The 24,193-nt window shown below is 63.0% G+C and carries 21 protein-coding genes; 13 read left to right on the top strand and 8 right to left on the bottom strand.

All coding sequences use genetic code 11. The features are described 5' to 3' along the window. The first annotated feature begins 4 nt into the window (after positions 1-4). From ftsE to hutH, 10 genes are all read left to right on the top strand, one after another. The gene (gene ftsE / locus ACEUCR_RS16615) at positions 5-673 is read left to right on the top strand and encodes a cell division ATP-binding protein FtsE (protein WP_042000576.1); all 669 of its coding nucleotides are present in this window, start codon (positions 5-7) and stop codon (positions 671-673) included. Beyond that, on the top strand, positions 673-1,626 hold the full coding sequence (ftsX, locus tag ACEUCR_RS16610; protein ID WP_042000579.1) for a permease-like cell division protein FtsX: 954 nt from the start codon (positions 673-675) through the stop codon (positions 1,624-1,626). Before ftsE ends, ftsX begins: the two co-directional genes overlap by 1 nt. 444 nt (positions 1,627-2,070) lie before the next feature. Further along, positions 2,071-2,925 (top strand): RNA polymerase sigma factor RpoH, encoded by an 855-nt coding sequence (gene rpoH, locus ACEUCR_RS16605; RefSeq protein ID WP_042000582.1) that lies wholly within the window; start codon positions 2,071-2,073, stop codon positions 2,923-2,925. A 124-nt stretch (positions 2,926-3,049) separates the two neighbouring features. Next, positions 3,050-3,709, top strand: a complete 660-nt coding sequence (gene can, locus ACEUCR_RS16600) for a carbonate dehydratase (protein WP_042000585.1) — start codon at positions 3,050-3,052, stop codon at positions 3,707-3,709. Between the two features lie 11 nt (positions 3,710-3,720). After that, positions 3,721-4,425: a histidine utilization repressor gene (hutC, locus tag ACEUCR_RS16595; protein WP_408791505.1), complete on the top strand. Its 705-nt coding sequence runs from the start codon at positions 3,721-3,723 to the stop codon at positions 4,423-4,425. 208 nt (positions 4,426-4,633) lie between these two features. After that, the gene (locus ACEUCR_RS16590) at positions 4,634-5,956 is read left to right on the top strand and encodes a YjiH family protein (RefSeq protein WP_408791504.1); all 1,323 of its coding nucleotides are present in this window, start codon (positions 4,634-4,636) and stop codon (positions 5,954-5,956) included. Between the two features lie 164 nt (positions 5,957-6,120). Next, positions 6,121-7,356: an imidazolonepropionase gene (gene hutI / locus ACEUCR_RS16585; protein ID WP_111874354.1), complete on the top strand. Its 1,236-nt coding sequence runs from the start codon at positions 6,121-6,123 to the stop codon at positions 7,354-7,356. Further along, positions 7,349-8,272, top strand: coding sequence for a formimidoylglutamase (hutG, locus tag ACEUCR_RS16580; protein WP_408791502.1), 924 nt, complete (start codon positions 7,349-7,351; stop codon positions 8,270-8,272). The genes hutI and hutG overlap by 8 nt, the downstream gene beginning before the upstream one ends. A 36-nt stretch (positions 8,273-8,308) precedes the next feature. Further along, a complete protein-coding gene (hutU, locus tag ACEUCR_RS16575) occupies positions 8,309-10,018 on the top strand; it encodes a urocanate hydratase (protein WP_042000600.1) in 1,710 nt (569 codons plus the stop codon). A gap of 1 nt (position 10,019) precedes the next feature. Beyond that, a complete protein-coding gene (hutH, locus tag ACEUCR_RS16570; RefSeq protein ID WP_408791500.1) occupies positions 10,020-11,552 on the top strand; it encodes a histidine ammonia-lyase in 1,533 nt (510 codons plus the stop codon). A 259-nt stretch (positions 11,553-11,811) separates the two neighbouring features. Here the strand turns inward: hutH and ACEUCR_RS16565 are convergent, their stop codons facing one another. Further along, positions 11,812-12,909 carry a calcium:proton antiporter gene (locus tag ACEUCR_RS16565; RefSeq protein ID WP_408791498.1) on the bottom strand — a complete coding sequence of 366 codons (1,098 nt, stop codon included), beginning with the start codon at positions 12,907-12,909 and terminating at the stop codon, positions 11,812-11,814. Positions 12,910-13,415: 506 nt separating this feature from the next. Further along, on the bottom strand, positions 13,416-14,474 hold the full coding sequence (locus ACEUCR_RS16560) for a porin (protein ID WP_042000617.1): 1,059 nt from the start codon (positions 14,472-14,474) through the stop codon (positions 13,416-13,418). Positions 14,475-14,722: 248 nt separating this feature from the next. On the opposite strand from ACEUCR_RS16560, the gene glpX reads away from it, so the two are divergent. Then, positions 14,723-15,733: a class II fructose-bisphosphatase gene (gene glpX, locus ACEUCR_RS16555; protein ID WP_042000620.1), complete on the top strand. Its 1,011-nt coding sequence runs from the start codon at positions 14,723-14,725 to the stop codon at positions 15,731-15,733. Positions 15,734-15,967: 234 nt separating this feature from the next. Continuing rightward, positions 15,968-16,219 (top strand): YkgJ family cysteine cluster protein, encoded by a 252-nt coding sequence (locus tag ACEUCR_RS16550; RefSeq protein ID WP_042000623.1) that lies wholly within the window; start codon positions 15,968-15,970, stop codon positions 16,217-16,219. Between the two features lie 79 nt (positions 16,220-16,298). Here the strand turns inward: ACEUCR_RS16550 and ACEUCR_RS16545 are convergent, their stop codons facing one another. Genes ACEUCR_RS16545 through hemC form a run of 4 tightly spaced genes read right to left on the bottom strand, consistent with a single transcriptional unit; the run spans position 16,299 to position 20,271 of the window. Beyond that, positions 16,299-17,462 (bottom strand): heme biosynthesis HemY N-terminal domain-containing protein, encoded by a 1,164-nt coding sequence (locus ACEUCR_RS16545; protein ID WP_408791496.1) that lies wholly within the window; start codon positions 17,460-17,462, stop codon positions 16,299-16,301. Between the two features lie 10 nt (positions 17,463-17,472). Beyond that, positions 17,473-18,573 (bottom strand): uroporphyrinogen-III C-methyltransferase, encoded by a 1,101-nt coding sequence (locus tag ACEUCR_RS16540; protein WP_408791494.1) that lies wholly within the window; start codon positions 18,571-18,573, stop codon positions 17,473-17,475. Beyond that, positions 18,570-19,304 carry a uroporphyrinogen-III synthase gene (locus tag ACEUCR_RS16535; protein WP_408791493.1) on the bottom strand — a complete coding sequence of 245 codons (735 nt, stop codon included), beginning with the start codon at positions 19,302-19,304 and terminating at the stop codon, positions 18,570-18,572. Before ACEUCR_RS16535 ends, ACEUCR_RS16540 begins: the two co-directional genes overlap by 4 nt. 37 nt (positions 19,305-19,341) lie before the next feature. After that, positions 19,342-20,271 carry a hydroxymethylbilane synthase gene (hemC, locus tag ACEUCR_RS16530; protein ID WP_408791491.1) on the bottom strand — a complete coding sequence of 310 codons (930 nt, stop codon included), beginning with the start codon at positions 20,269-20,271 and terminating at the stop codon, positions 19,342-19,344. A 324-nt stretch (positions 20,272-20,595) separates the two neighbouring features. Between hemC and ACEUCR_RS16525 the strand changes: the two genes are divergently transcribed. After that, positions 20,596-23,115, top strand: coding sequence for a class I adenylate cyclase (locus tag ACEUCR_RS16525; RefSeq protein WP_111874346.1), 2,520 nt, complete (start codon positions 20,596-20,598; stop codon positions 23,113-23,115). Positions 23,116-23,179: 64 nt separating this feature from the next. On the opposite strand, the gene ACEUCR_RS16520 is transcribed toward ACEUCR_RS16525, so the two are convergent. Together ACEUCR_RS16520 and cyaY are read right to left on the bottom strand one after the other, a co-directional pair. Continuing rightward, positions 23,180-23,833 carry an alpha/beta hydrolase gene (locus ACEUCR_RS16520; RefSeq protein ID WP_408791489.1) on the bottom strand — a complete coding sequence of 218 codons (654 nt, stop codon included), beginning with the start codon at positions 23,831-23,833 and terminating at the stop codon, positions 23,180-23,182. Then, positions 23,830-24,144, bottom strand: a complete 315-nt coding sequence (gene cyaY, locus ACEUCR_RS16515) for an iron donor protein CyaY (protein WP_042000644.1) — start codon at positions 24,142-24,144, stop codon at positions 23,830-23,832. The genes ACEUCR_RS16520 and cyaY overlap by 4 nt, the downstream gene beginning before the upstream one ends. Positions 24,145-24,193: the final 49 nt, after the last annotated feature.

Raw genomic sequence — 24,193 nt, 5'->3', positions numbered from 1 at the left:
AGAGATGATTCGTTTTGATCAGGTCAGCAAGGTATACAGCGGCGGCCATCAGGCGCTGCAGAAGGTGAGTTTTCACCTGCGCAAGGGGGAGATGGGCTTCCTGACCGGTCATTCCGGGGCGGGCAAGAGCACCCTTCTCAAGCTGATCAGCGTGATGGAGCGGCCCACCGATGGCCGCGTCTTCTTTCACGGGGAGGATGTGAGCCGGATCCAGCGGCGCCAGATCCCCTATGTGCGCCGTCAGATCGGCATGATCTTCCAGGATCACCGCCTGCTGATGGACAGAACCGTGTTCGACAACGTGGCCCTGCCCCTGGTGATCGACGGTTACAGCCATGGAGACATCAACAAGCGGGTCGCCGCAGCCCTGGACAAGGTGGGTCTGCTTGGCAAGGAGCGCTACCAGCCGCGCATGCTCTCCGGCGGCGAGCAGCAGCGGGTCGGCATCGCCCGCGCCATCGTCAACAAGCCGCCCCTGCTGCTGGCGGATGAGCCGACCGGCAACCTGGATCCCCAGCTCTCCATGGACATCATGCGATTGTTCGAGGAGTTCAACAGCTTCGGCGTTTCCGTGCTCATCGCCACCCATGACCTTGGCCTCATCGCCCGCATGCGCTATCGCACCTTCACCCTCAAGGCGGGACGGATGCACTCCCCGCAGGAGGAAAACTGATGGCTATCGTGCGTCACAAGCAGCCACTGCTGCGTCGCTTCGTCATGTATTGGGTCGATCATCTGCGTCAGGCCTTCGCCAGCCTGGGGGAGCTGTGGCGCAATCCGCTCGCCTCCCTGATGACCCTGGCCGTGCTCGGGGTCAGCCTGGCACTGCCTTCCTGTTTCCATGTGCTGCTCAAGAACGCCGAGCTGGTGGAGGGCAACTGGCAGAACAGTTCCCAGATCTCCCTCTATCTGCGCAAGGATCTGCCGGAGCAGAACATCCAGGAGCTCAGGCAGCGGATCCAGCTCTACCCCGAGGTGGCCTCGGTGACCTACATGAGCCGGGATCAGGCCCTCAAGGAATTTCGCGAGATCTCGGGCTTTGGCGATGCGCTCGATTACCTGGACAGCAACCCGCTGCCCCCCGTGCTGAGCGTGATCCCGGATCCCCGCTGGCAGAATCCGGAAGGGGCTGCCGAACTGCTGGCCAAGCTGGAGAACGAGCCCGGCATAGAGCAGGGCAAGCTGGACCTGCAATGGCTGACCCGGTTGCAGGGCATCATGAACCTGCTGCGCCACACCATCACGGGTATCGCCGCCCTGCTGTTGTGCGCCGTGCTGCTCATCGTCGGCAACACCCTCAGGCTCAACATCCTGAACCAGCGCTCCGAGATTGAGGTGCTCAAGCTGGTGGGGGCGACTGATGCCTTCATCCACAGGCCCTTCCTCTATACCGGCATCTGGTACGGGGTGATCGGCGGCATGCTGGCCTGGTGGCTGACCGAGGTGATGGTGATCTGGAGCGAGGGGGTGGTCAAGGAGCTGGCCGGCCTCTACAACAGCCATTTCCGGCTGGTGGGCATGGGGGCGGTCGACGGGATCAACCTGATCCTGCTGGGCGCCCTGCTGGGCTTGATCGCCTCCTGGTTCTCCGTGCATCGCCATATCCGCGACATAGAGCCTTCCTGAGCAAGGAATCGACAAATATTCACTGGATTTTGCGAGCTGGATCAAGTAAAAAAATGACCCTTTCTGGCACAGCTCGCGTTCAGGGAGTAATCTGGACGTCAATGATCGCCAGGATCTTCCCGAGATCCATTGAACCTTATCGAAATAACACAGTCTTAAAATCGAACTTATACGGGTGTGGCGTAAGACCCCCGCTCGTCAGACTTGGCAAGCATGTGAAGGTTGCGAGCTCCGCAACAATGGACTTAGCATGCTACTTTTCGGGGGTCCTTCACTGTGACCCCTTTTTTTTGACTGTTCATTGATGATTCATCCCGTGATCCTAAGATGAGCCGGGTTCTGACCTGGTTCAGTTGTTGACTCAGGCCGCAGAATGGTCGCCCCCGCCTGGACAGCCCGACTGAGGGTGCTAGACTGGCGCGACGCAAGAGTAAGAGGTAAAAGATGGGAACTTCATTGCAACGCACTATGGCCCTTATCCCCCAAGGCAGTCTGGAAGGTTATGTCCAGGCCGTTAACGCGATCCCCGTGCTCAGCGCGGAAGAGGAGCGTGAGCTGGCGATGCGGTTGCAGCAGGATGGCGATCTCGAGGCTGCTCGTCAGCTGGTCATGTCGCACCTGCGCTTTGTCGTTCACGTTGCCAAGAGTTATGCCGGCTACGGCCTGCCCCAGGCTGATCTGGTACAGGAAGGCAATATCGGCCTGATGAAGGCGGTCAAGCGCTTCGACCCCAGTGTGGGGGTGCGTCTGGTCTCCTTCGCCGTGCACTGGATCAAGGCCGAAATTCACGAATACGTGCTGCGTAACTGGCGCATGGTCAAGGTGGCGACCACCAAGGCCCAGCGCAAGCTCTTCTTCAACCTGCGCAAATCCAAGAAACGTCTGGGCTGGTTCAGCCACGACGAGGCCCGCGCCGTGGCCGACGAACTCGGCGTCTCGGTCAGCGATGTGACCGAGATGGAAGCGCGCATGAGCAATTACGATCAGGCGTTCGATCTGGTGGGTGACGAGGATGACGAAGCCGGCTTCGCCCCCGTCCACTACCTGGAAGACAAGTCGTCCGATCTCGCCGCCACCATAGAGAACGACAACTGGGACAGCCATGCCACCCGCCGTCTGGGCTCGGCCCTGGCGACCCTGGATGAGCGCAGCCAGCACATCATCCGTGCCCGCTGGCTGGATGATGACAACAAGACCACGCTGCAGGAGCTGGCCGACAGCTACGGCGTCTCCGCCGAGCGAATTCGCCAGCTTGAGAAAAATGCCCTCAAGAAGCTGAAAGACGCCATGGTGGCGTGATGCTTCATCGACAAGACAGGGCCTGATGGCCCTGTTTTTGTTTCGAGAGCATCTGGTCGGCCTTGCCTTGGTTACCCTTGTGTATGTTATGTTGCCGCCACTGCCACAGTAGGGAGAGCAGATAGTGAAACTGTTGAACGACCTGTTTACCAACAACCGCGAGTGGGCGGAGCGGATCAAGGCCGAGGACCCGAATTTCTTCGCTACCCTCTCCGCCCAGCAGGCCCCCGAATACCTCTGGATCGGTTGCTCCGACAGCCGGGTACCCGCCAACCAGCTGATGGGACTGCTGCCGGGAGACGTCTTCGTCCACCGCAACGTCGCCAACCTGGTGGTGCACACCGACTTCAACTGCCTCTCGGTGCTGCAATATGCGGTCGAGGTGCTCAAGGTGAAGCACATCATCATCTGCGGTCACTACGGCTGCGGTGGCGTCAAGGCGGCGATGCAGAACCAGGAGCTGGGCCTCATCGACAACTGGCTGCGCAACATCAAGGACGTTTACCACAAATACGGTGAAGAGCTCGAGGCCATCGAGGATGAACACGAGCGGTTCGACTACCTGTGCGAGCTGAACGTGGCCGAGCAGGTTGCCAACGTCTGCTACACCACCATCATCCAGAACGCCTGGCGCAAGGGTCAGGAGCTGGCGGTGCACGGCTGGATCTACGGCATCAAGGATGGTCTGCTGCACGATCTGGATCTCTGCATCAGCGGGCCGGATCAGATCCCCGATGTCTATCGCGCCTGGCCGGACAAGCGTCCGCCCCATCGCCGTCGCTGAGGACGCTGCCGTTGGCCCCTGCGCTCTATTTGCAGATCAAGCAACACGTGCTCGACGGCATCCGCTCCCGCCACTATGAGGCGGGAGACAGGATCCCGACCGAGGCCGCCCTGTGCGAGCAGTTTGCCGTGAGCCGGATGACGGTCAACAAGGCCCTGCGCGAACTGGTGGCCGAAGGCTGGCTCAACCGCACCGCCGGCTCCGGCAGCTTCGTGGCGGACAGGCGCACCGAGTCGACCCTGCTTGCCATTCGCAACATAGCGGACGAGATAGCGGAGCAGGGGGCCGAGTACAGCGCCCGGGTGATCCGGCTCGAACGTCAGGCCGCCGATGAGAAGGTGGCGGTGCAGCTTGGCCTGCGGGTCGGTGCCCCCATCTTCCACAGCCTGATCGTCCATCAGGCCGATGGGGAGCCGCTACAGCTGGAGGAGCGCTTCGTCGATGCCAGGCAGCTGCCCGGCTACGGCGAGCAGGACTTCACCCGCCAGACCCCGAACCGCTATCTGATGGAGGAGTGTCCCCTCTCCGAGATGGAACACGTGGTCGAGGCCGTGTTGCCGAGCGCCGGTGAGGCGGGCCTGTTGCAGGTGCGGGTCGATACCCCCTGCCTGCTGCTCCATCGTCGTACCTGGTCCGACGGGGCCCTGGTCTCCTATGCCAGGCTGCTGTCGCCGGGATCCCGCTACAAGCTGAGGTCCCAGACCCGCATGTCCTGAACCAGGAATCACAGCCCAAGGCCCCTCGCGGGCCTTTTTAATTTCCCGATTGCGGGATCCCGTCGGGATCCGTCATGGTTCCCCATGTTTAATCCTTGTTAATTTTTTGTTTTGTCCTCCCCGGCAATCTGGTGTAGATATGTATATACATTTGCGGTAACCCTCCCGGGTGACCGCATGGGTGAGTCAAAAAACAGGGAGAGACAAGATGGAAAGGGAACAGGTCATGGCGCCCAGCACGGGGGCCGGTGCGGCCTTCAAGCTGATCCTTACCGCGATCCTGGGGATCGGCAGCTTCTTCGTGCCCTTCGAATGGGGGGGCAAGAGCACCATACTGGTGGATCATCTGGCGAGCCAGCTGGTGGCCCAGCGCACCCTGGCGGTGAGTCTGGTGATGGGGCTCATCATTTATGGCGCCTGCGCGCCCCTGTGGAACGGCCGCTGGCGAGCCCGTCCCATCGACAGGGTGCTGACCCTGTTCAAGTTGCTCGGCCTGGGGCTGGCCCTGGTCTATCTGAGCGGTGTCGGGCCTGCCTGGCTGATGGCGCCGGGCAGTCTTCCCTTCCTGTTCGACAAGCTGGCCATGACGGTGGGCCTGATCGTCCCCATCGGTGCCCTGGCGCTCACCTTCCTGCTGGGATTCGGTCTGCTGGAGCTGATCGGCGTCCTGCTGCAGCCCATCATGCGTCCCCTCTGGCGCACCCCGGGTCACTCGGCCATCGATGCGGTGGCCTCCTTCGTCGGCAGCTACTCGGTGGGCCTGCTCATCACCAACCGGGTCTATCTGGCGGGCAAGTACAGCCTGCGCGAAGCCGCCATCATAGCAACCGGCTTCTCCACAGTGTCGGCGGCCTTCATGATCATCGTCGCCAAGACCCTCGACCTGATGCCTCACTGGAACTTCTACTTCTGGTCGACCCTGGTCATTACCTTCCTGATCACCGCCATCACGGCCCGGATCCCGCCCATTTCCCGGCTCGATGATGAGGGGGGCGAGGACGAGCCCCTGCCCGCCGGCATGAATCGCTGGCAGGCGGGCATGGCGGCGGGCCTGAGTCAGTCGCGCCAGGCACCGGCGATCTGGCGCCAGCTGCTGGACAACCTGCGTGACGGGGTACAGATGGCGGCGGCCGTGGTGCCCTCCATCCTCTCGGTGGGCCTGATGGGGCTGCTGCTGGCCAACCACACGCCGTTGTTCGACGTCATCGGCTGGATCTTCCTGCCCTTCACCTGGCTGATGGATATGAATGAGCCCATGGTGGCGGCCAGCTCCCTGGCGGCCGGTCTGGCGGAGATGTTCCTGCCCGCCATCCTGCTCAAGGATGCGGATCTGCTGGTGCGCTTCGTGGCGGCCGTGGTGTCGGTCAGTTCCGTGCTCTTCCTGTCCGCCTCCATCCCCTGCATCCTGGCCACCCGTATTCCCCTCGGGGTGGGTCAGCTGCTGGTTATCTGGCTGATCCGCACTCTGCTTGGCCTGCTGCTGGCCGGGGGACTGGGCAAGGTCGCCATCGCCCTGGGTTGGCTCGCTTGAATTAAATTGTATATACATATTAGCATGAATATGTGCCCACCGTCAGGTGGGCTTTTTCATGGCTATACTCAAGTAAATTCAGTGTTGCCAAGATGTGATCTCGCTACTGTATTTTTGGTTCGAGATAGGCTATAACGTATTGTATATACATTTGTGGGGGCGATATGAACAAGGAACTGTTGAACTGCGAGCGGGTCTGGCTCAATGTGCTGCCGGCGACCATGAGGCCGGATCTGGCCGATTATGGCCTGCTGGAGCCCCACGCCATCGGCGTGCGCGACGGCCTGATCCATGGGCTGGTCCCCATGCATGAGCTCAAGGGCAGTTTCCCCGCCCACTGGCAAGACATGAAGGGCAAGCTGGTGACTCCGGGTCTCATCGACTGCCACACCCACCTCGTCTTCGCCGGCAGCCGGGCCGAGGAGTTCGAACTGCGCCAGAAGGGGGTGCCCTATGCCGAGATCGCCAGGCGCGGTGGCGGCATCCTCTCCACCGTTAAGGCGACCCGGGCCGCGAGCGAAGAAAGTCTCTACGATCTCGCCCTGCCAAGGGTGAAGGCGCTGATGCGGGAAGGGGTCACCACCCTGGAGATCAAGTCCGGTTACGGCCTCACCCTGGCGGACGAACTCAAGATGCTGCGGGTCGCCCGTCGCCTCGGCCAGTCCCTGCCCATCCGGGTCAAGACCACACTGCTGGCCGCCCACGCCGTGCCGCCGGAATACAGGGACGATCCCGACTCCTGGGTCGAGACCATCTGCCAGGAGATCATTCCGGCCGCCGCCGAGGCGGGACTGGCCGATGCGGTGGATGTGTTCTGCGAACACATCGGTTTCTCCCTGGCCCAGACCGAACAGGTCTACCTTGCCGCGGCCCAGTACGGCCTGCCGGTGAAGGGGCACATGGATCAGCTCTCCAATCTGGGGGGCAGCACCCTGGCCGCCAACTTCGGCGCCCTCTCGGTGGATCACCTCGAGTATCTGGATGGGGACGGCATCCATGCCCTGGCCCATCGCGGCGTGGTTGCCACCCTGCTGCCCACTGCCTTCTACTTCCTCAAGGAGACCAGGTTGCCGCCGGTCGAGGCCCTGCGCCGCGCCCATGTGCCCATGGCGGTCTCCTCCGACATCAACCCGGGTACGGCTCCGATCGTTTCCCTGCGCATGGCCATGAACATGGCCTGCACCCTGTTTGGCCTGACCCCGCCAGAGGCCCTGGCCGGGGTGACCCGTCACGCCGCCCGCGCCCTGGGGGAACAGGAGCGGCTGGGACAGCTGCGGGTCGGCATGGCGGCGGATTTCGTGGTGTGGAGCTGTGCCCATCCCGCCGAGCTCAGCTATCTGGTCGGTGTCGAGCAGCCGGTCTGCCGCGTGGTCAATGGCGAGGAGACGATCCATGGTTGATATGAGCGTCTGGCAGGGTCGTTGCGATCCGGAAGATGGCGAACTCGCCCTGCGCTGGCACGACAAGGTGCAGCCCTGGCAGCCGGGCTCGGCCAAGGGCATCGCCCTGCTGGGCTTTGCCTGTGACGAAGGGGTGCGTCGCAACAAGGGGCGGGTCGGCGCCGTCGAGGGGCCCCTGCATATCCGCAAGGCCCTGGCCAATACCGCCTGGCATGGTCGCCTCCCTGCCTGGGATGCGGGGGATGTCCTCTGCCAGGACGGGGATCTGGAATCCGCCCATGAGCGGCTGGCCGAGGGTGTTGCCGCCCTCCTGGCCGATGGCCAGTTCCCCCTGGTGCTGGGGGGAGGCCATGAGGTGGCCTTCGGCAGCTGGAGCGGCCTCAATCGTCATCTGGTTGGTCGTGGCCGCATCGGCATCATCAACTTCGATGCGCACCTGGACCTGCGCCGCAAGGCGCCCCAGGCGAGCTCGGGCACCCCCTTCTTCCAGATTGCCGAGCAGTGCCAGTTGCAGGGCACGGCGTTTCGCTACGCCTGCCTCGGGGTGGCCGAGACCGCCAACACCCAGGCGTTGTTTGCCCGCGCCGAGGATCTGAATGTGTGGATCGTCAAGGACGAGGAGATGACGGCGCGGGCGTTGCCGAGCCTGATCCTGGGTCTGGACGCCTTCATGGCGGAGGTGGATCACCTCTACCTCACCATCGATCTCGACGTGCTGCCCGCGGGCCAGATGCCCGGGGTGAGCGCCCCCGCCGCCCATGGGGTTGCCCTGAGTCTGATAGAACCCCTGATCGCCGAGATCCGTGCCAGCGGCAAGCTGCGCCTCGCCGATCTGGCTGAATTGAACCCGAGTCTGGATCGGGACGGCATCAGTGCCCGCGTGGCCGCCCGTCTGATCCACCAATTGACCAAGTAAGCGGGCGAGAGCCCCAGAGCGCACAAGGAGCGTCACATGTCCGAGCATCATCAGAAACAGGATCCCCGCCATGACCCGAGCCGGGTCATCCGCGCCCCCCACGGCACCCAGCTGACCGCCAAGAGCTGGCTCACCGAAGCGCCACTGCGGATGCTGATGAACAACCTGGATCCGGATGTTGCCGAGCATCCCCAGTCCCTGGTGGTGTACGGCGGCATCGGCCGCGCCGCCCGCAACTGGGCCTGCTATGACAAGATCGTCGAGGTGCTGACCCGGCTCGAGGACGATCAGACCCTGCTGGTGCAATCCGGCAAGCCGGTCGGGGTGTTCCAGACCCACAAGGATGCGCCGCGGGTGCTCATCGCCAACTCCAACCTGGTGCCCCACTGGGCCAATTGGGAGCACTTCAACGAGCTCGATAAAAAGGGTTTGATGATGTATGGCCAGATGACCGCCGGCTCCTGGATCTACATCGGCACCCAGGGGATAGTGCAGGGCACCTACGAGACCTTCTTCGCGGTGGCCAACCAGCACTTCAATGGCGAGCCCAAAGGGCGATGGATCCTGACCGGCGGGCTCGGCGGCATGGGTGGCGCCCAGCCTCTGGCCGCCACCATGGCCGGTTTCTCCATGATCGCCGTGGAGTGCGACGAGACCCGTATCGATTTTCGTCTGCGTACCCGCTACGTCGACAAGAAGGCCCACAGCCTGGATGAGGCGCTGGCCATGGTCGAGGAGGCCAAACGCAGCGGTACCGCCGTCTCCGTCGGCCTGCTCGGCAACGCCGCCGACGTCTTCGCCGAGCTGGTGGCTCGCGGCATCACGCCGGACGTGGTGACCGACCAGACCTCCGCCCATGACCCGGTACACGGCTACCTGCCCCAGGGCTGGAGCGTGGCCCAATGGCGCGATCTGCAAAAGAGCGCACCGGATGAGGTCAACGTGGCGGCTCGCCGCTCCATGGCCCGTCAGGTCGAAGCCATGCTGACCCTGCAATCCCGCGGCGCCGCCACGCTGGATTACGGCAACAACATCCGCCAGATGGCGCTGGAGGAGGGGGTGAAAAACGCCTTCGACTTCCCGGGCTTCGTGCCGGCCTACATACGCCCGCTGTTCTGCGAGGGTATTGGCCCGTTCCGCTGGGTGGCGCTCTCCGGCGACCCGGAAGACATCTACAAGACAGATCAGAAGGTAAAAGAGCTGATCCCGGACGATCCCCACCTGCACAACTGGCTCGACATGGCCCGCGAGCGCATCGCCTTCCAGGGCCTGCCGGCGCGGATCTGCTGGGTCGGTGTCAAGGATCGGGTGCGCCTGGGCCTGGCCTTCAACGAGATGGTGAAGAATGGCGAGCTGAAGGCGCCTGTCGTCATCGGCCGTGACCATCTGGATTCGGGCTCGGTGGCGAGCCCGAACCGCGAGACCGAATCCATGATGGATGGCTCCGATGCCGTCTCCGACTGGCCGCTGCTCAACGCCCTGCTCAACACCGCCGGCGGCGCGACCTGGGTCTCCCTGCACCACGGTGGTGGTGTGGGCATGGGCTTCTCCCAGCACTCCGGCGTGGTGATCGTCTGTGACGGTACCGACGATGCCGCCAAGCGGGTCGGCCGCGTGCTACGCAACGACCCGGCCACCGGGGTGATGCGTCACGCCGACGCCGGCTACGAGATTGCCATCAACTGTGCCCACGAGGCGAAACTGGATCTGCCGATGATCGACGCGACCGGCAAAGGGGTGAAATAAGATGTTCGAACTCAATCTGCAACCGGGCAAACTCTGCCTCGCCACCCTGCGCCGTGTCAGCCGCGAGCCGGTACACGTCAGCCTGGATCCGGCTGCCCTGGCGGGGATCCACGCCTCCGCCGCCGTGGTCACCAAGGTGATCGAGCAAAACCGGGTGGTCTACGGCATCAACACCGGCTTTGGCCTGCTGGCCAACACCCGCATTCCGGTGGAGCAGCTGGACGAGCTGCAGCGTTCCATCGTGCTCTCCCATGCCGCCGGCATCGGCGAGTACATGGATGACGCCACCGTGCGGCTGATGATGGTGCTCAAGGTCAACTCGCTCGCCCGCGGCTTCTCCGGCATTCGGCTGACGGTGCTCGAGGCCCTGATGCGCCTCATCAACACCGAGGTGTATCCCGTGGTGCCGAAGAAGGGCTCCGTCGGCGCCTCCGGCGATCTGGCGCCCCTGGCCCACATGAGCTGCCTGCTGATAGGTGAAGGCAAGGCCCGCCACAAGGGCGAGCTGATCGACGCCGCCACTGCCCTCAAGATTGCGGGCCTGGAGCCCATCGCCCTGGCACCGAAAGAGGGGCTGGCCCTGCTCAACGGCACCCAGGCGAGCACGGCGTTCGCGCTGGAAGGCTTGTTCCATGCCGAGGATCTGTTCGCCGGTGCCATCACTATAGGCGCCATGAGCGTGGAGGCGGCGCTTGGCAGCCGCCGTCCGTTCGATGCTCGCATCCATGAGGTGCGCGGCCAGCGCGGCCAGATCGATGCGGCCGCCTGCTATCGCCACCTGCTGGTGGACGGCAGCGAGATCGGCATGTCCCACCACAACTGCGAGAAGGTGCAGGATCCCTACTCCCTGCGCTGCCAGCCCCAGGTGATGGGTGCCTGCCTGACCCAGATCCGTCAGGCTGCCGAGGTGCTGGTGTGCGAGGCCAATGCGGTCTCCGACAACCCCCTGGTGTTCGCCGAGGACGAGGAGATCCTCTCCGGCGGCAACTTCCACGCAGAGCCGGTGGCCTTCGCCGCCGACAACCTGGCCCTGGCCATCGCCGAGATAGGCTCCCTGTCCGAGCGACGCATGGCACTGCTGATCGATTCCCGCATGTCGGGCTTGCCCGCCTTCCTGGTGAACAATGGGGGCGTCAACTCCGGCTTCATGATCGCCCAAGTCACCTCGGCGGCGCTGGCCTCCGAGAACAAGACCCTGGCGCACCCGGCCTCGGTGGACAGCTTGCCCACCTCCGCCAACCAGGAGGACCACGTCTCCATGGCCACCTTCGCCGGTCGCCGTCTGGCGGACATGGCGGAGAACACCCGCGGCATACTGGCGGTCGAGCTGCTCGCCGCAGCCCAGGGCCTGGACTTCCGCGCGCCCCTGCGCAGCACCGAGCTCATCGAGCTGGCCAAGGGACGACTGCGTGAAGAGGTCAGCTTCTACGACAAGGACAGGTACTTCTCGCCGGACATCGAGGCCGCCGCCGCCCTGCTGGGCGCCGCCAGCTACAACGATCTGATCCCGGCCGGGACCCTGCCCAGCCTCTGAACCCGAGTCTGAGCAAACCATAAATAAGACCGCCCATGGGGCGGTCTTTTCATTTCCGTCTCTCGCGCCCCGCGTCGGGGCCATCGGAAGCGGGCAGCGCGGAGTGGCAGCAGATAGGGATTGACGGCCTTATCCGTGTTCAAACATCCGGAACAGATAAACCACGAACAGCACCGGGGTGAGTGCTGGCAGCCTTATCCGTGTTCAAACATCCGGAACAGATAAACCACGAACAGCACCGGGGTGAGTGCTGGCAGCCTTATCCGTGTTCAAACATCAAGAACAGGTAAACGACAAACAGCACAAGATGGGTGGCGCCGTGCAGGGCGTGGGTGCGGCCGCTGCTGAAGGTCACCTTGCACACCATGAGCGTGGTGACGAGCAGCACCATGTCGGCAGGGGAGAGGCCCAGGCGCACTTCCTGCCCCATCAGGGCGCCGATGAAGAGCACAGAGGGCACCGTCAGGGCTATGGTGGCCAGCACGGATCCGAAGTAGAGGTTCATGGCCCGCTGCAACTGGTTGTTGAAGGCGGCCTTGATGGCGCCGACCGCCTCGGGGGCCAGCACTATACAGGCCACGATGAAGCCGCCCAGGGCCGCCGGGGCCTCCATCACATGGACCCCGTAGTTGATGGGGATGGCCAGGGTCTTGGCCAGCAGGATCACCACCACCAGGTAGGCGAGCAGCAGCAGGGTGTGATAGACGTTGCTCTGCAGCGGGCCGTGGTGTTCCTCGTGATCCTCGTGGTCGCTGTCGACGAAGAAGTGGCTGTGGCTGCGGGTCTGGATCAGCAGGAAGACGCCATAGAGCAGGATGGAAATGATGATCAGCATCCAGGACATGGCCTTGGAGAGCCCGCCCAGGGTGCCGCCCTGGGTGAAGTTCGGCAACACCAGGCAGAGCAGTGCCAGGGGAATGATGGCCACCAGATAGGATTTGACCCCGTCCAGATTGAAGTTCTGGGTGTGATAGCGCCAGCCGCCAAACAGCAGGGTGAAGCCAACCAGCCCGGTGCTCACCAGCATCACCACGGCGAACATGGTGTCGCGGGCCATGGTGGGGTTGGGCTCGCCGGTCAGCATCACGGAGGAGATCATCACCACTTCCAGGGAGATGACCGACAGGGTCAGGATCAGGGTACCGAAGGGTTCCCCCAGCTTGATGGCCAGGGCGTCGGAGTGACGCACGACGGAGAAGATGGCCCAGGTCACGATGGCAAGCAGGGCCAGTGACACCGGCAGGTAGACCGCGAGAGGGGTTGCCTCCGTCAGCAGGTCGCTGCCCAGGGTCTTGAAGAAGAGCAGGGTCAGCAGACCGACAGGCAGAGCAATCTCTTGCCGGATAAATGACTTCATAGGCGAGGATCCTTATCTTGATGCGGCATCAGCCGCTTCGGGGGGGATGAGAGGACATGATAAGGGGCGCCGTCAGTTTCCGGGGCAAATCATTTGTGACCATTCGTTACCCGTTGCCAGAGGTCCAAGCCATGACGGCAGTGAATGGCCAACGGCAGGGAACCAGTTTGGTGACGAGCATCCTATCTAGCTTCGCCCATGAACGGGCTTGCGATGATCTTGGTAGCATAGCCCCCTCCTCTTCCCGGGCCTTGTGGCAGCTTGCATCACTTCGATGTTCATTTAGTTGACGGCTACACCAGTCGCCGTAGAAGACTGTATTGGAGGTTGAGAATGCCCACCTTCCCCCCCCTTTGCATAACTTCGCTCAGTATGCTGTTCTTGCCTGGGTTGGAGGTATCTGCTGCTCTGATGCCGGGTGCAATAAAACGGGTGCAATAAAACGGGTGCAATAAAAACAGGCGATGAGTCGCTCATCGCCTGTCGGGAGTCTGGCCGGGTCTGACTTAGAAGTCGTAGCGGGCGGCCAGCTGGAAGTCGTCCTGGTTGGCGACGGCCTTGTTCGGCTGGCTGTCCAGGTTGTTGATGCGGTATTCGCCGATCACCCGGAAGTTGCTGTTGAACTTGTACTGGGCGCCCAGGGTGTAGTAGTCGATGGAGTCGACGTCATCCTTGCCCTTCTGCTCGATCTCCTGCTTGTTCCACAGGGCCATCAGGCCGATGCCGTTGCTGAAGTTGTAGCCCAAGGCGGCTTCCCAACCCGTGTGATCCTTGTCGGTCCCCAGGAAGTCGCTGCCGTCGGCATAGCTCAGGGCGGCGTAGATGGCCTTGTCGTCATACTTGGCGGAGATGAGCCACAGCTTGGCGTCCTTCTCGCCATCCTGCTGACGCAGGCCGACGTTGTAGGCGGTACCGAGAGAGAGGTTGAACGGGAAGGTGTAGGCGACGGCGGCGCCATAGGCCGGATCGCTGTCCTTGCTGCCCTCGTCTTCGGTGTCGCCACCATCGAACTTGTAGCTGGTATCGATCTGGAAGCCGTTGAACAGGCCCGAGTATTTCAGCACGGAACCGGCGCGGTTGGTGGCGAAGGTGTCGGTCTTGGCGCCCAGCGCCTCGTTGCCGTAGCCATCGGAGAGGGAGACATCGGTCCAGTCAGCCAGGAAGCCCGGGGCCCCTTTCTGGCGGCCGAAGGTGACATTGCCCCAGTCGGCGCCTACCCCGGCGAAGGCCAGGCGGGTACGCATGTTGTCCGAGTTGTCGCTGATGGTCTTCTCGCTGTCGTTGACGTACAGCTGCAGCTCGTACTGGGCCAGTGCCTTGAGGTTGCTGTTGATCTGGCTGTCGACCTTGGCACCGAAGCGGACGAACTGGTTCGCCCCCTGCTTGCCGCTGTAGTCGTTCTTGATGTCACCGTTGTCATCCAGCTCCTTCTTGTCACCGAAGAAGTGGCCGGCATAGATGCGGCCGTAGAGGTCGAGCTTGGTGGTGTCATTCTTGAAAACTTCGACGGCCTGGGCTTGGAAGGCGGCGGTCATTGCCAGCGCTACTACTGTCAGCTTTTTCATCTTAATCCCTTGTGTTGCAAGCTTTTGCTGTAAAAGACGGGGGCTATGCTAGGGAGGCTGGATGACGGCTGCGTGACTGAAAAATGAAGTCTAAATGGTGGTTGCGTGTCGGTTTCGTGACAGGGGAAAGGGACGGTTATGGCGGGTCGGGCGGTAAAAATACGGCAACCGCGCAGTTTTGCGCGCAAAGGTTTGCCCTTGTGGTAGAATGCCGCCCGTTTTTCGAGCTCCAATAGGTTGGATTAGCGATGAGACGTGAACTGGCAATCGAATTTTCCCGAGTGACGGAAGCGGCTGCACTGGCTGGCTACAAGTGGCTCGGACGTGGTGACAAGAATATCGCCGATGGTGCGGCCGTGGCGGCCATGCGTCATATCCTCAACCAGATCGATATCAATGGCGAGATAGTGATCGGCGAGGGTGAGATCGACGAAGCTCCCATGCTCTACATCGGCGAGCAGGTGGGCACAGGCCAGGGGGATGCGGTAGACATCGCCGTCGACCCCATCGAGGGAACCCGCATGACGGCCATGGGCCAGTCCAATGCCTTGGCCGTGCTGGCCGTCGGCGACAAGGGTTCCTTCCTCAAGGCCCCCGACATGTACATGGAAAAGCTGATCGTGGGCCCCAAGGCCAAGGGCGTGATCGACCTGAGCCTGGGGCTGGAGCTGAACCTCAAGGCCGTGGCCAAGGCGCTGGGCAAACCGCTCTCCCGCCTGACCGTCATCACCCTGGCCAAGCCGCGTCACGACAAGGCGATCAAGGAGATGCAGGGGCTGGGGGTGCGGGTGTTCGCCATTCCCGACGGTGACGTCGCCGCCTCCATCCTCACCTGTCTGCCGGACAGCGAAGTCGACATGCTCTATGGCATCGGCGGCGCACCGGAAGGGGTCATCTCGGCGGCGGTGATCCGCGCCCTGGACGGCGACATGCAGGCTCGCCTCATGCCCCGTCATCAGGTCAAGGGCGACGATGCCAATGCCCGCGCCCTGGGGGAGCAGGAGATAGCCCGTTGCACCGAGCTGGGTATCGATGTCACCAAGGTGCTCAAGCTGGAAGACTTGGCCAAGAACGACAACGTCATCTTCTCGGCGACCGGCATCACCAAGGGGGATCTGCTGGAAGGCATCAGCAGCGATGGCGTCATGGCGACCACAGAGACCCTGCTGATCCGCGGCAAGTCCCGTACCATTCGTCGCATCAAGTCCATCCATTACCTGGATCGCAAGGACGAGGTCATTCGCGACATCATCCTCTGAGTCCCTGATTGACGCGTACGAGAGACAAGCCCGGCCCTGTGCCGGGCTTGTTGTTGTCAGGGGACTCTGCTGGGGTCATCCAGGCTCCGGGGCGCGAGGTCAGGCCATGGCTGGCATCATATGGGGGCGGCTGCGCGCGATAATTTGCCTGGTGACGAGGGCGCCGCCGAGATAGTGGTAAGCCGTTGCCGGGCGCTGGGGTAGACTGGGCCTCCCCCTTGAATGGACCTCGTCATGGAATGTCGTTCCGGCTGCGCAGCCTGCTGCATCGCCCCCAGTATCAGCAGTGCCATCCCCGGCATGCCCCAGGGCAAGCCCGCCGGTGTGCCCTGTGTTCAACTCGACGAGCGGCTGGGCTGTCGCCTGTTCGGCCTGCCGGAGCGCCCGGCCGTGTGCAGCGGTTTTCGCCCCATGGTGGATGTGTGCGGTAGCCACAGAGGGGAGGCCATCTGGCTGCTTGGCGAGTGGGAGCGACTGACCTCCTGAGGGCGCCATTGCCCCGCCTCTGCACCGACTCCCTACAAAAGAGGCCGCAATCGCGGCCTCTTTTCGTGTTGACTGGTAACTAGATACCGGCGAGTTGCAGTGCCTGGCGATAGTACTCGTTGGCCTTGTTGGTGAGGCGGCGTTTGTCCATCAGCTGGCCCATGGCGTGGCAGAGGGCGGCGCTCGGCGCCTTGGCGAGCTCCAGTTCCAGCAGCTGCTGGGCCTGATCCAGCTGGCCGGCCAGCAGGCAAATCTGGGCGAGGGCCGCCTGGGCGCCGGGTTTGTCCTGCATCTTGCCAAGCAGGGTCAGCAGGGGCTGATAGTCATCCAGGCGCAGCCGGGGCAGCTCGGCCAGCAGCTCGGGGTGAGCCTCCTTGCGCAGGGCGTCGAGCCAGAGCTGGGCGGCGGCCTGATCCCCTTGCAAGGCCTGCAATTGGCGGCCATAGCCGAGCAGCAGCTCGGGATCCTGACGTAGCTTCTTGGGCATGGCCTGCCAGATGGCGGCCAGCTTGTCGGCGTCACCCGCCCCTTGTTGCAGGCGGCCGATCCAGGCCTGACGGGTCAGCGCTTCCTCCTCCTTGGGAGTGAGCCTGCCGACCTTGTGCAGTATGGGGATCAGCTCCAGCAGGGCCGGCCAGTCCTGGCGGGCGAGCTGCACCTGGCGCAGCTGATCCAGCACCATGGGGTGGCGGGGATTGAGGGTTCGCAGGGATTCCAGGGTGGCGAGGGCGCTCTCGTACTGACCCTGCTCTATCTGCAGCTGGGTCTGAGTCAGGGTCAGGGCCAGCTCGGCCTTGGGGTGTTCCTCCTGGGCCTGTTGCAGGTAGTGATCCCGGCGACTCTCATCCCCCCTGGCCTGGGCCGCCTTGGCGGCGGAGAGGTAGTTGAGCAGGGGAGTTTCGCTGTTGCGTGCCCCCTTCACCATGAGCTTCTCCGCCTGGCCATACTGGCCCTCGGCGAAGGCCAGGGTCGCGGCCACCGTCTGCTGGTTGGCCTTGCGGCGTCGACGGGAGCCATACCAGCCGAGGGTTCTGCGACGCAGCCCGAATACCCGCGCCAGCAGCCACTCCACGGCCAGCAGCAGGCCGTAAAACAGGATGGCGAGGATGACGGCGCTGGTCACGGAGGATTCCACCGTGTAGTTGCCAAGGGAGATCATCACATAACCCTTGTTGCCCGATGCCTCGGGGCCGAAGGCCAGGCCCGCCACCATGACGGCAACCAGAATAATCAAACGGATCATGGGGCTCTCCTCAGTTACCGGTCGCGATGCGTTGCAGGCGCTCGGTCAGGACCTGCTCGAGCAGGGCCTGGGAGCTGAACTTGTCCGGGTAGTCGAACTGGATCTGCTCGCCCTTGAGCTTGTCGAGCTCGCCCAGCAGGTAGCGGGTCGCGCTGTTGTCGGTGTCGAAGTACTGGCCGAGCCAGCGCTGCGCCTTGTCGATGCTGTCTTCATAGAGCCCCTGCTGCTCGCGGTAGACGGCGAGCTGGGCCTGCAGCAGCTTGGTCTTGAGGTTCTCGCGCAGGTAGATCTCCTGCTGGGGCGAGATGAGCGCCTCGACCGCGCCATCCCGGCGGCGAATGGTGATGAAGTTCTCGGTGAATTTGACCCAGTTCTTCTTCAGGTTGCTCTCCCACTCGTCCGGATTGCTGCTGACCGCCTGGCTCTGCTGCTCTTGGGCGGCGGGCATGGTGACGTTGGAGAGGGGCAGGAGTTCGATCTGGTCTTCGAGGGCGGCCAGCTTGAGGGTCAGCCCTTCGCGATCGATGCGCGGCATCGCCTTGAGCCGGGTAATGTCCTCGGCCAGGGACTTGCGAATGGGCATCAGGCTGGGATCATTGAGGGCCTTGATACGCTCGTCGGCGTTGCCGAGCAGAGTGATGGCGGAGACGAGATCGTGCTCCAGCCAGAGCTTGCGGCCCGCCATGCGCACCAGATACTCGGATTCGGCCAGCATCCAGTCATTGGGACGCTTGTCATTGAGATCCAGCACCCGGTTCTGCAAGCCCTTGAACTCCTCTTGCAGGGTCTGCTGCTGCTTGCCCAGTTCACCGAGCAGGGCGCGCTCTTCGCCACCGCTGTGGGCGAGGCGATCGCTGACCTGGGTCAGTTGCTGCTTGAGCTGGGCAAGCTCGGCCTGCTGCGCCAGCGCGCCCTGATGGCCGTGATAGTAGAGCCCCCCGGTCAGCCCCAGGGCGATCAGGATGGCAAGCCCCCCCATGAGCACACCGGCGCGGCCTTTGCTCTGGGCCGGTTGCTGTGGCTGAGCTGCGGCCTGGCTGGCGTGAGTGGTCTGGCTGGTGGCCTCCTGGCCTGGCGCGGTGCTCGTTTGCACGTCTTGTTGTTCTGTCATCGCATCTTCCTCTGTTCCAGGGCGGCCAGCAGGGCCGGATTGGCTGCCCCCTGGGCAATCGTGATATGGAGAAAACCCAACCCTTCGGCCATCTCGGCTACTCGGGAACTGGGGACCACCAACTGGCAGCCGTGCAGCCAGGGGTGGCGATCATCCGGTACCAGCGTCTGTAGACGCTGCAACAACTCCCCGCTGGTGACGAGCAGGCTGTCGACCCCGGCCTGTTGCCATTCCCTGGCCAAGGCCGCGCCATCCTGTTCGGGGTAGTGGCGTTCATAGGTGCAACAATAGTGCACCAGAGCCCCCCTCGAGGCCAGCGTTTGGGCGATGAGGTCCCGGCCGCCGTTGCCGCGCAAGATGAGCACGTTTTTGCCTGCCACCCCTTGCAGGGCGGGCAGGGCCAGCAGGCCTTCGCTGCGGGGATCGGCCGGGCAGAGGGCCTTGATGCCGCGTTCGGCGAAGGCCGCCGCGCTGGCGTCTCCCACCGCAAGGTAGTCAATATTTGGCCAGGTCTGACCAGTTTGCAACAGAAAATGATCAGCAAAAATAACGGCATGGACGCTGACGGCGATGACGATATCCGCCTGCGCCAGCAGGGAGGGCAGCCGTTCTAGCTCGCTGCCCGGGGCCAGAGTGAGCAGGGTGCAGGGGTGGGGGTCGTGGCCGTGGCGGCGCAGCAAGCGTACCAGCTCCACGCCTTGCCCGGCGGGCCTGATCACCAGGGGCCTCACCGGGAGATCCCCCCCTTGCAGAGGCCGCCCGGCGCCATCATGACTGATAGACCTCGGCGAGTATCTGGTCGGCACCGGCGGCGAGCAGGCGTTCGGCCAGCTGCAGGCCCAGGGCCTCGCCCTGGGCGAGTGGGCCGCGGATCTCGTCGCGCAGCACTCGGCTGCCATCCGGCTGACCCACCAGGCCACGCAGCCAGATCTCGTCCTCTTGCACCAGGGCGTAGGCACCGATCGGTACCTGACATCCCCCTTGCAGGGCGCGGTTCATGGCGCGCTCGGTCAACACCCTGGCCCGGGTCTCGGCGTGCTCCAGCGGCGCCAGCAGGGCGTGCAGCTCGTGGTCGTCGTCGCGACACTCTATGCCGATCGCCCCCTGGCCATTGGCGGGCAGGCTCTGCTCGGGCTCGATGAAGGCGCGGATCCGCTCCGCCATCTCCAGGCGCAGCAGGCCGGCCGCCGCCAGTATGATGGCGTCATAATTGCCGGCATCGAGCTTGGCGAGGCGGGTGTTGACGTTGCCACGCAGGTCGCGTATCACCAGATCCGGCCGGGCTGCGCGCAACTGGCACTGGCGGCGCAGGCTGGAGGTGCCGACCACGGCCCCCTGGGGCAGGTCGGACACGTTGGCGAAGCGGTTGGAGACGAAGGCATCGCGGGGGTCTTCCCGTTCGCAGATGGTTCTCAGCCCCAATCCAGCCGGAAACTCAACCGGCACGTCTTTCATGGAGTGAACGGCGATATCTGCCCGTCCTTCCAGCATGGCGGTTTCCAACTCTTTGACGAACAACCCTTTTCCGCCGACTTTGGCCAGAGGAGTATCCAAAATCTTGTCACCCTGGGTGCTCATGGGCAGCAGCTCGACGACGAGCTGTGGGTGCAGGGCCTCGAGCCGCTCTTTGACGAAGTTGGCCTGCCACAGGGCCAGTGGGCTCTTGCGTGTGGCGATTCTCAGGGTTCGGGCTGCCATATCAATCAGTTGTTTCATATTTAGAAGGGAAATGATCTTACCACCCTTTACAGGGGCTTTCATGGCATGGGCCGCAAAACCGGGATCCTGGCGAAAAATGAAGGGAAGAAAAGGATTTTCATTCCGCGAAAGTTGAATGTTAACTGAATGATTTAAAACATATTATTTGTTTTCTTCTGATACTGTTAAGCCGACTGTCACAAATAATCCTGCTATTCGCTGTGGGCTTGTTTACCACCGCAGTTTGCATTGTTAACATGATCACACTTTTTTGACGTTTCACCGTTTTGGTGCGTCAATTGCAACCCCCATATAGGCAGGTCATTGCTGGCACAACTCGATGTGCTCGTGTCGCGTTATGACGAGATCAATCGTCTCAAGACGCAGCGGGCGCTAGGTCTCATGAGTCGCTACGGGCAGCAGGTATTCCAACTGCTGCCCGTCATGCTGCACTTCAATCATCCCCTCCTGCCCGGGTATGTGGCCGGGGATGTGCCCCATGGGATCTGGAGTTTCAAGGCCGATGAGGTGCAGCAGGCCTTCATCGAAGATCTGTGTCAGAACGCCAATTGTCAGGGGGGGCTGGCAACCACGGATCGGGCTATTCAGGGGCTCTACTCCATGGGGAGCACCTCCTCCATCGGTCAGTGCTGCCACTCGGATCTCGACATCTGGGTCTGCCATGTGGCCGGTCTCTCGCCGGAGCGGCTGGCCCTGCTGGATCAGAAGTGCCAGCAGCTCTCCAAGTGGGCCGAGCAGCGGGGGGTGGACCTCAACTTCTTCCTCATTCCCGAAGACAAGTTCCGCCAGCACAACGATGCCCAGATGCAGGGGGAGAGTTGCGGCAGTGCCCAGCACCTGCTGCTGCTCGACGAGTTCTACCGCAGTGCCATGCACATCGCGGGCAAGCGGCTGCTGTGGTACCTGGTGCCCCGCGCATACGATGACCATTACGACGACTATGTGGCCAGCCTGTTTGCGAGCGGCCAGCTCAGTCAGGATGACTGGCTTGATCTGGGCAGCTTCAACCGCATTCCGGCGGAAGAGTATTTCGGCTCTGCCCTCTGGCAGCTCTACAAGGGCATCGACTCCCCCTACAAGGCGGTGCTCAAATCTGTGCTGATGGAGGCCTACTCCCACGAGTACCCCAACACCCGGCTGCTCTCCTTCATCAGCCGTGACTGGTTCCAGCAGCATGAGGGCATGAGCTTTCGCCAGGACAACTACTGTCTGATGCTGGACAAGGTGACCAACTACCTCAAGTCCATCGGTGACATGGCGCGGCTGGATCTGGTGCGCCGCTGTTTCTACCTCAAGGTGTGCGATGGCCTGAGTCACCCCAACCAGGAGGGGTCGCCCCGGTGGCGGCGGGAACAGCTGGAGCAGCTGGTCGCCTACTGGGGCTGGAGCCCGGCGCGGCTCCATCATCTGGATCACCGGCTGGAGTGGAAGGTGGAGCAGGTCAAGGTGGCCTATGCCGAGCTGCTCGAGGCCCTGATGCAGAGCTATCGCAACCTGATCCAGTTCGCCCGGCGCAACAACATCAGCGAGTCCATCAACCCGGAAGACATCGGCATACTGTCGCGCAAGCTCTATGCCGCGTTCGAGAGCCTGCCGGGCAAGGTGCAGCGCATCAACCTCAAGATAGCGCCGGATCTGAGCGAGCCGGATCTCAGCCTGGTGCAGGTGCCTCACGGGCGGCTCAATCGCGCCGGCTGGTACCTCTACAAGCAGTCCCTGGAGCCGGCGGACATCATAGGGCGGGCGCCGCTCGAACATAACAGCTACATCAGCAAGCTGGTGGCCTGGGCCTATTTCAACGATCTGCTCACGGCCCAGTCCCGGGTGCACCTGTTCAACCAGGGTTCGGATCTGCATATCGACAACCTGCATCAGTTTTGTCGCGATCTGGCCGGCTGCTTCCCGGTCAAGTATCCCCGCGCCACCAATCTGGCCCTGAGCCGCCCCTGCGAGATCCGCCAGCTCTCCATCTACCTCAACCTCGAGGTGGATCCCACCAGTCACTGGGTCGGTCAGGTGATCGAGTTCGATGCCAACAGCGCGGACGTCTTCTCGTTTGGCCGCAACCTGGAGTGTCTGGTGGGGTCGGTGGATCTGGTCTACCGCAACTCCTGGAGCGAGATCCGTACCCTGCATTTTCGCGGTGACGAGGCCGTGGTCGATGCCCTCACCACCATACTCGGCAAGATGCACCAGGATGCGGCGGCCCCGGAGACCATCGCCGTCTTCTGCTACAGCCAGCATTTCCGCTCCCTGGTGCGCTCCCGCTTCCAGCAGCTGGTGGCCGAGTGCATCGAGCTGCGTCTGGCCCGGGACAAGCAGCAGCTGGTCAAGACGCTGGTCCTTGGCAAGGAGAAGTACGGCATCTTCTTCGAGCGGCGCGGTGTATCGGTCAAGAAGCTGGAGAACGCCATCGACTTCTACCGGCACATCTCCCACAACAAGCTGGATCACCTGCCGCTGCGCCTCGACAAGACCCACAGCCAGCACCTGCCCGGCATCGTCGATGCCTATGCCAGCGAGGGGTTGGTGCAGTTCTTCTTCGATACCCGCAATGCGGGCACCAACATCTATATCCTGGACGAGGCGAACCGGGTGGAGATCTACCAGCACTTCGCCGGCAACAAGGATGAGCTGGTGACCGGGGTCAACCGTTTCTACACCTCGAGCCACGAGCGATTCGGTGACGATGGTCAGCCCGTCAACTTCAACCTGCCCCAGTACTACGAGATAGTGGAGAAGGGGGAGGCGCTGGAGGTGATCCCGTATCGCAGCCAGGGGTTGGGACGCGAGCCCCAGGGCCCGGCGCGGGAAGTGGGCTGAGCCAGCCGCCATGATATGAAGAGGGCCTGCAATGCAGGCCCTCTCATTTTGCGGGTGTCCTGGTTCAGGGCAGGAGGCGCGCCAGCAGCCAGGTGCGGATATCCCCCAGCTGGGGCCGGCAGATCTCGTGGCGCATCGGGTATTCGTGCCACGCGAGGGTCAGGCCTGCCGCCTCCAGCTGCTGCCTGGCATCCCACCCCATGGAGAGGGGCACCACGTCGTCATAGATGCCGTGCATGTAGCAGATGGGCAGGGCGCGGGCGGCCTCGCTCATCTCCTCGACCAGTTGCTCGGGTGCCGCCAGATAGGTGGACATGCAGAGCAGGCCCGCCAGTGGCGCCGGATGGCGCAGGGCGGTGAACGAGGCGATCACGCCCCCCTGGGAGAAGCCGGCCAGGACTATGTTGCCCGGGGCAAAGCCTTCGGCCACCAGCTGACTCAGCAGGGCGGCGATACGATCGGCGGACTCGCGGACATGGGCTTCCACGGCGCGATCCGCCGGGTCGTCGAAGCTTCTGATGTCGTACCAGCCGCGCATCTTGTAGCCCATGTTGATGGTGATGGGGCGCTCGGGGGCATCGGGCAGCAGGTGGCGGACGGGCAGGTCGGCGGGCAAGGCCAGCGCTTCCACCAGGGGCGCCAGCCCGGCGCCGGAATCTCCCAGGCCATGGAGCCAGATCACGGCATGGCGGGCGCCAGCGGGATGGATGTCAATCATGGAAAGCGCACGTCCTCGCCGGACTGCTGGGTGCAGGCGCGCGCGAGCAGGGCCTTGAGCTCGTGGCCGAAGCGGTTGTCTATCCAGGTGTCTCCCTGCAGCTCGAAGTGGAAGCCGTTCTCCCGGGTGGCGACCCAGATCTGGTGCAGGGGTTCCTGCTTGTTGAGGATGACCTTGGTCTTGTTCTCGAACACCAGGGTCAGCACGCCGCCCGCCCGCTCACAATCGATATCCGGGTAGTTCGCGTCTATGCGGTCTTCCACAGACTGGAAAAAGGTGTCTACCAGGGCGTGATACTCGTGATCCTTCATCGGTTTATCCTGTTGCTTTTAACAATGTGAGTGCGATTATAGAGGGCCA

Source organism: Aeromonas bivalvium (genome assembly GCF_046078285.1).
Lineage (GTDB): Bacteria > Pseudomonadota > Gammaproteobacteria > Enterobacterales > Aeromonadaceae > Aeromonas > Aeromonas bivalvium.
This window is presented reverse-complemented; position numbering and strand designations above follow the sequence as displayed.